The sequence below is a fragment of the Rouxiella silvae genome (genome assembly GCF_002093625.1).
GTDB lineage: Bacteria > Pseudomonadota > Gammaproteobacteria > Enterobacterales > Enterobacteriaceae > Rouxiella > Rouxiella silvae.
This window is the reverse complement of the sequence record NZ_MRWD01000044.1, coordinates 41,903-48,857: the sequence shown is the minus strand read 5'-3', so window position 1 is coordinate 48,857 and position 6,955 is coordinate 41,903. Positions and strand designations below refer to the sequence as shown.

General features: G+C 46.4%; 6 protein-coding genes and 1 pseudogene. 2 read left to right on the top strand and 5 right to left on the bottom strand.

The genetic code is table 11. The annotated features are described in order from the left end of the window. Both BS639_RS17285 and BS639_RS17280 read right to left on the bottom strand, forming a co-directional pair. Positions 1-1,028 (bottom strand): ISL3 family transposase (locus tag BS639_RS17285; protein WP_084983753.1); only part of this gene is annotated, 1,028 nt, incomplete at its 3' end. A gap of 625 nt (positions 1,029-1,653) precedes the next feature. Then, positions 1,654-2,070 carry a profilin gene (locus BS639_RS17280; RefSeq protein ID WP_084983752.1) on the bottom strand — a complete coding sequence of 139 codons (417 nt, stop codon included), beginning with the start codon at positions 2,068-2,070 and terminating at the stop codon, positions 1,654-1,656. Positions 2,071-2,348: 278 nt separating this feature from the next. Between BS639_RS17280 and BS639_RS25355 the strand changes: the two are divergent. Beyond that, positions 2,349-2,486: pseudogene (locus tag BS639_RS25355) on the top strand (IS1 family transposase); the annotation flags it as partial. Between the two features lie 249 nt (positions 2,487-2,735). Continuing rightward, complete coding sequence (locus BS639_RS17275) at positions 2,736-3,812, top strand: phage integrase (protein ID WP_084983751.1); 1,077 nt, start codon at positions 2,736-2,738, stop codon at positions 3,810-3,812. A 370-nt stretch (positions 3,813-4,182) separates the two neighbouring features. Here the strand turns inward: BS639_RS17275 and BS639_RS17270 are convergent, their stop codons facing one another. From BS639_RS17270 to BS639_RS17260, 3 genes are all read right to left on the bottom strand, one after another. Beyond that, the gene (locus BS639_RS17270; RefSeq protein WP_084983750.1) at positions 4,183-4,521 is read right to left on the bottom strand and encodes a hypothetical protein; all 339 of its coding nucleotides are present in this window, start codon (positions 4,519-4,521) and stop codon (positions 4,183-4,185) included. Between the two features lie 64 nt (positions 4,522-4,585). Next, on the bottom strand, positions 4,586-5,011 hold the full coding sequence (locus BS639_RS17265; protein ID WP_084983749.1) for a hypothetical protein: 426 nt from the start codon (positions 5,009-5,011) through the stop codon (positions 4,586-4,588). A 2-nt stretch (positions 5,012-5,013) separates the two neighbouring features. Next, complete coding sequence (locus tag BS639_RS17260; RefSeq protein WP_084983748.1) at positions 5,014-6,921, bottom strand: hypothetical protein; 1,908 nt, start codon at positions 6,919-6,921, stop codon at positions 5,014-5,016. Positions 6,922-6,955 lie beyond the last annotated feature (34 nt).

The following is a 6,955-nucleotide window of genomic DNA, read 5'->3' as shown; positions in this document are numbered from 1 at the left end:
GGAAGAGTACAGGCTGATGGCCGAAAATACGGAAATCTCAAAAAGTGCGTGGAACTAAAACGGGTGTGCTTACAATAACGCCGGTGCCACAGGTCACGGGCAAGCTCTTTCATTACCCAACATTGGCTAGTTTCGGGTAATACCAGACGTGCAACTTCCAACCTTTCCGCCCTTCGTCCATGCCGGTTCTGTTTACCGTAAAACCACAGATAGCGCGAGCGGTGTGCCCCTTTCCTGTCTGACGACGAGATGCGTTTCATTTCCGCCATACGTGTTTTATCAACAACGGCGCAGAGCGTTTTTGCCACATGGAAGTGATCGAAAGCAATTTTATCCACGGCATTGGGAAGATGGATCCGCGCGGCGCTGATATAGGCCATGTTCATGTCCATCGACAACGTTTTTATTTCATCCAACTGGCGATCGCTCAGATTACGCAGATAACTGGCAAGGCTTTCAACACCGCGGTCATCGGTCAGTTTAAGGGCCCGCCCTTGACGGTCAGAGATAACGGTGACGTACTGATGACCTTTTTTGAAGGCCACTTCATCCACGCAGAGGTGGCGGGCCGATAAAGGCTTTTTTATCCGGGCAAGACCCCGTTTAACGGCACGCATCATGATGCCGTCAACGGCATTCCAACTAAGCTTGAGCTGTTTTCTGACCGCATCTACCGTGCTAATTTTGAGCCATGAGAGGACAAAGAACTCGAACAGCAGCGTGTACCGGCTCCCAGGGACAGCCCAGGGAACTGGCAGTGTCTGGCAACCGTGTTCAGGGCAGTCAATGCGAGGAACATTCGCCTCAACCAGCGTGGTGAACTGGCAGGTATCGAGGTGACGCCATTTACGGTGTCGATGGTCATGTATAGGGCAGGATTTGCAGCAGGTAGGACAGGTTAACTGTGCGTGCGCAGCGATGCCGACGGTGACTGTCACAGAACCGGAATTTTTATCGAGGGAAAGAGAATTAACCTGCCACGGCGCGGACAGGTTGAGAATGTGTGCATAGAGGGACTTTTCGTCCATAGCAGGCTCCTCAGAAAATCAAGATTGCCACGATAGGCGGCAGTTTGGATATCGAAAATTATTGTACGGTAAGACTGTTTTTTGCTCCGCTCTACTTTGGCTGTCATCTTATCTGCGCACAAACGAAGGCTAGTTGTACCTGACGGAGGGCACCGACTTGTGGTTTCGTTCAGTAATTGGCTGGTCGATGTCGCGCGTATGACAGAGCAGTTGACCTGTGATGCGCTGAAAATAGGATTCTGGCGGTGTAAACGCCCGGAACATGTTATTTCTCGGGGCCAGTAAAGGCTGCTGTTATGACAATGATGGTGCGGAAAACTTCTTTCACTCGCTGACGTGGAACGTCTCCGCGGAGAACGCTTTTTTAGCCGTAAAAAAGGAGGAGGACGGCGTTTAATTCTATCAGGGGTGGTCACCCTCGCTGGCTGCCGGTCTCAGCCGGCACAAGGTGAAAACCAAGATCTCGGGTGGTGCCCCCATTACGCGGACGGTCTATTCTCTGGCTAAATTAATAAGCGGACACTCTCCCAGGAATATCAACCTGCCCATCAGTTATACGAACTATTTCATGACGTTTTAATAACGACAGAGAAGATAGCCTTATATGGTATATTTAACATCAATCTTATTCATCGGGTTCGGGTTCACTAAATCCACTATCTATGAGATCGCTACGCAACGTTCTCCCTACGTATACCAGGTCATTTCCACTGCCTTCGCAAATGATGAAAACCATCAAATTGTTTGTTTTAAAGAACTGTAAAGTGCTTTTTCTATCCTTGCTAGGTGCATCAAACATATTTACATCTATTTCAGCCCAATTAAGTGTAAAACCTTCGTCGAGGAGATTATCTTGCCATACTTCTTGATGTTCAAAGTAAGGAATAATGTCTTTGGTTAAAAGCTCGGTGGATAGTGGGAAGTCCGGAGTAGATAACAAGACTTCATTATCGTTCAGCGAGAAAATGATAATCTGCTTAATAGCCTGATTTTGGAGGAAAAATTCATCAACGAAAGATTGTAAATGCTCTTTATCTACCATGTTATGCACCTTTATATTAGCCCGTGAATGGACACTGATCACTATAACTGATGTTTATCCACATTCAAATTTGCCTGGGCTACCTCGCTGTTCCAAATAGGAGGTCATCTGCTCAGACCCATTTATTGGGGGCATCGTGAGGTCGCTAGATTAACCGGTTCACTCTTGAGTGGGCGGGAAGGTCTGAGAACATTACCTTCAGGCCTCGGGTGATATGGCCGTTTGAGCATATTGTTCCTACCCGCGTCATGTGAACGTACAGATACCATTAACGGGCACGGCGTTATCGCTGTCAGTTATGCTGTCGAACTTTCCGGCTCAATTACGCTTATCGCGTCTGCCAGACGGGCATGAATGAGAAAATTGTTGACCGTGTTATGAACAACTCAGGTATCCGCGATACAGCAGTTGCAGTCGCATTTTTCGCCGCTGGGCTGGGAGCATATCAATCTGACTGGGGATTATCTCTGGCGGGGCATCAGAACACCGGCTTTCGGTAAGTTTCGTCGCCTGCGTCCAGCCAAAGTATAAAGGCGCAAAAACAGTCGTAACGTACAATAATTTTCGATGTCCAAACTGCCCCCTATAATGCCCTCAGCCACCACAACAGGGGAAGACCCTTTTATATACAGTATTTTTGCCTCATGTTTTTATGAGGTCGTACGATGGCAATTAGAAAGCTTCCCACAGGGAAATGGCTATGTGAATTTTACCCGACCGGACGCGATGGGAAACGAGTCAGGAAGCAGTTTAGTACCAAAGGCGAAGCCGTCTCCTACGAACAATATGAGCTTGATAAGGCCAAAGCCAAACCTTGGCTGGGCGAAAAAGAAGATAACCGCAAACTCAGCGAGTTAGTCGAGCTGTGGTACAAACTGCATGGATGCTCACTTAGTGACAAGAAAGGCCGCCTCGGTAAACTGTGGATAATTTGCAAAGGCATGGGTGACCCTGTTGCCATCGACATCACCGCAAAAGACTGGGCGCACTATCGCGATCGCCGCCTGCGTGGCCTAATCGATAACGGTTTTAATACCAGCGAGAAATCACGCAAAGTCACTACCGGCACCGTAAATTGCGAGCACGCCTTTTTGCGCGCCGTGTTTAATGAGCTTAAGCGCCTAGGAGAACTCAACTACCCTAACCCACTGGAAAACATCCGCGAGTTTGACCAGCCTGAAAGAGAGATGGCCTGGCTGACGTTAGAGCAGGTCGAAAAGGTGATGGCCGCATGCGAGCTTCACGGCAATCCTGAGTTAACCCTCATAGTCAGAGTCTGCCTGTCTACCGGCGAACGCTGGAGCGAAGCCGCCAAGTTGAAAGGCTCCCAGCTCTCCCCCAATAAAATTACCTTCATCAATACCAAGGGCAAAAAGAACCGCTCGGTACCTATCAGCCAAGCCCTGTATGACGACCTGCTGGCCTGCAAAGATAAAACTTTTGAGCCTTGCTATAAACAGTTCTATCGGGTTATCAGGCTTACCGGCATTGAATTACCAGAAGGCCAGATGACCCATGTTCTACGCCATACTTTCGCCAGTCATTTTATGATGGCCGGAGGCAATATCATCGTACTGCAGCGCATCCTAGGCCATTCGGATATCAGGGTAACCATGCGTTATGCCCACTTTGCTCCAGACCATCTGGAAGACGCCCTAACTAACAATCCACTGTCGATTTTAGGCAGTAAAACACCGGCCAAAAGTGGCGACAAAATGGCGGCAGAAGATCCTACAGGGTAGAACAGGAGGCAACAGGGTGGGATTAACTCATTGATTTTAATATAAGTCGTTGTTTTAAAAATCCCACAAAAAAAAGACCGAATACGATTCCTTTATTTGCTTTACCTATTAATTATCATTTAAATTCAATTGGTTAGGTTGAGGCCGGGTCGTTTTTTACACTCAAACACTGTCCTTAGCAATCTTTTAAAATCATAAAGTTACTACCATTTTCGAAAATCGTCGTGAAATTTTCGATATCGATTCTTCAGCATTTACTATCAATACATCATCATCAAAAAATTCCCTCAACCTATATCCTGCCCTTTACATGAATATTTACGCACGCTTTGGAGTAGCCATCGAACTAGCTGAGGGAAAGAAAATGACATCAACTTACCAATGGATCCGCGCCCCCTAATTGTCCCTCAGAGCGATTCATTAAATCCGGAACTTTTATCACGACTGTTTCTGTTTTTGTGAATCCAGAAAAATTTCCCGAGGCTATCGCCGCATTCTCGAAAGTATCGATTGGCGCAGTTGTACCATCATACGCCATATTCATTGGAACGCTTTTCAATGGTGGAGTGCCCATGATATAGGCATCCACTGATGCATAAACTTTAAAACTTACAAATGCTGAAGTTGCTCTGAAATCAATTGCATCTATAACAGCATAAGCCGCTGGAACTGTAATACCGTTGAAAATATATATTCCGGTGATTGCCATGATTAATCCTTAAAGGAGAATTAAAGCACAAAAAACATCCTGATAAATTCGAGATACTTCTTGGTTATGCTTTTAAACTTGAGTAGTTGATCAAATACTGGAGAAGAATATTGTAATTTTGCGTTCGCAAGTTAATACCCGCCACAATATTATTAAGGTTATTCATGATAGTTTGTTGGTTAGCATGAATTGCTTTTACTGCAGCTGTTTCATCATCAACCGTTACGTCAGATATCTGAGTAATAGCAAGATCCGTCAATACATCTGGCCCCAAATGTTGAGCCGCGTTCGGGTCTTGTGTAATTCGACCGCCAACGCTTAACCCATCCCATACGCCAGCCAGGCTGCCAGCACTCATAGCCTGTGCAAGCCAGTAATTAATTGCGTAGAGGTCGCCGTTAAGCGACTCTATCTTTCCAACTTCACCCGGTGCTGGGGTGTGGTTCTGTTCAATATCAAATAAGGTGGTTACCTGTAAGGGGTCAGACATATTCAGAGCCTCGTAATATTTATGACAAACCTAATAAAGTCCTGTGATTCCTGGCGAATTTGTAACGCTGAGCCGACCACACTGGTACCGTCTGAACTGAGCACGGTCACTATGCGGAATTTAAACGCACCATTTAACATGGTGGGTTTAGTTACCTGAATAATACCCGCTGCTTTCACATTAATATTAAATGAAGCTCCACAACCATCATAGTTAGTCAGGATTTCCACATGGAACTTGGCGCCCTCATCGGCTCGTTTATCAGTGCTGGTATCGGAAAAATTTAATAATGTTGTGTAGTCTGTCGTGCTCCGGGCGATAACGGCCTCAACCTCGCCGCCGACTATACGGTGGTCTTTGAGGTAAAGCTTTTTCTCAAAATTCACATAGTCTGAAGTAATATTAGAATATGGGTTATTTGAAATAGCATAATTATAAAATGCCAGGGTCGAACCTGAGTTACTTACACCGAACCCTCGGAGGCTGTCCGTTGCTCCATTAAAGCTATTCTGGAATTGAAAGCTGGATGACTGTTGAATCCCTCCGATAATCCCCGCAGCATACCCACACATCACCAAAATCTTCCCGAAAGTCCCACGTTCAAAATCGTGAAGAATATCGAAATAGTTGGTTCCAGAAGCATTATCACGACACACATTAACGGTGCCCACTCCGAGCGCTACCCCGCTGATTGTCGTGCAGCTGAGTGTGTCCCCCACTGAGAAACTAGGAGGGCCCTCGGCATCGATCGCAGAACATTTATGATCCTCGCCAATGACAATATAGAAATAACCCTGGTACATATAATAAAACAGAAACTCTGCGGTATTCGTACCGTTAGTGAGTTTAAGTTGCTGCGTATCCCAGATTAAATCAAGACCGGTAGTATTGCTGAGTTGGTAGATCGAAAGGTTTTGCCCGTTGAAATCGACATCGCTATTGAACCGACCATAACGCCCGGAACGGCGATACCAAATAGCCCCCCACGAGTTTACTGGCATGAATTTGATATCAATATGCCAGCCTTCTGTTATTGGGGCATTGGGTCCTGTCCCATCAGCAAGGTAAATACCAACGCGGTTATTGGCCCAGTTATCACCGGTAACATAGTTTGAGGCATTAGGCCACTGATGCTTACCCTGGCGCATACCGGCAATGCAATTGGTCAAAGACCCCACATGAATGTGGCACAATGCATAGCCATATCCGATCGCACTGATACCATCAGCCTTACCCCCGCCATCTAAAGTCTGAATAAAAATATTCAGCCCGGTGATATTACTCACCATATCCCCCACGTTTATCATTGGGGTTGCATCCCAAAAGGAGGTATTAGTCGGGAAATCTGCAGTAACGCTGAGTGATTTCAGGTACAGGTTTATGCCTTTACTCTGGATATTCTGAATATTTAGAGTATTTGAAATAGCGTAACTACCCTGCCCACGTATTTCGGTAATTCCCTCATTAATTGCAGTATTAATCGCGGTCTGGATGGTACTAAGCCAATCACCAGAAGCAGCATTGCTATCAGCGTAATCCTCGATATCAATCCAACGACTTAACTTACTACCGGCAGAGTTAACTGGGTAAGAAACTCCTCTCTTATATCCCACAAGGCCTGCGCCTGGTGGTAGTCCAAGATTATTCGCGATGATGCCCGAGGCTGCTGCCGACTGTGCCGCTTCATTAGCAGAGGCCTGAGCGCCGGTAAGCGCCGCCTGAGCATCTGCGGTTAGAGCATCAATTCGCCCGCCAACCTGCTCTTGTAATACGGGGATGTCTACCCCCTTCCTTGATATTACCGACCCCGACTCTTGATTTACAAACGCGTCAAACACCAGCATGTTGTCGTTCAAGTCTGGCAGTGTATTCGAGGGGACTTCACTGTTAGTATTGTATCGGTTAGCCATTAAGCCACCTCTGAATTAAAAATATTCATTGACA

Bases quoted from the DNA above. Each gene is read 5' to 3' on its own strand.
- BS639_RS17275 (WP_084983751.1), top strand. From the start codon at position 2,736: ATGGCAATTAGAAAGCTTCCCACAGGGAAATGGCTATGTGAATTTTAC.
- BS639_RS17270 (WP_084983750.1), bottom strand. From the start codon at position 4,521: ATGGCAATCACCGGAATATATATTTTCAACGGTATTACAGTTCCAGCG.
- BS639_RS17265 (WP_084983749.1), bottom strand. From the start codon at position 5,011: ATGTCTGACCCCTTACAGGTAACCACCTTATTTGATATTGAACAGAAC.
- BS639_RS17260 (WP_084983748.1), bottom strand. From the start codon at position 6,921: ATGGCTAACCGATACAATACTAACAGTGAAGTCCCCTCGAATACACTG.
- BS639_RS17280 (WP_084983752.1), bottom strand. From the start codon at position 2,070: ATGGTAGATAAAGAGCATTTACAATCTTTCGTTGATGAATTTTTCCTC.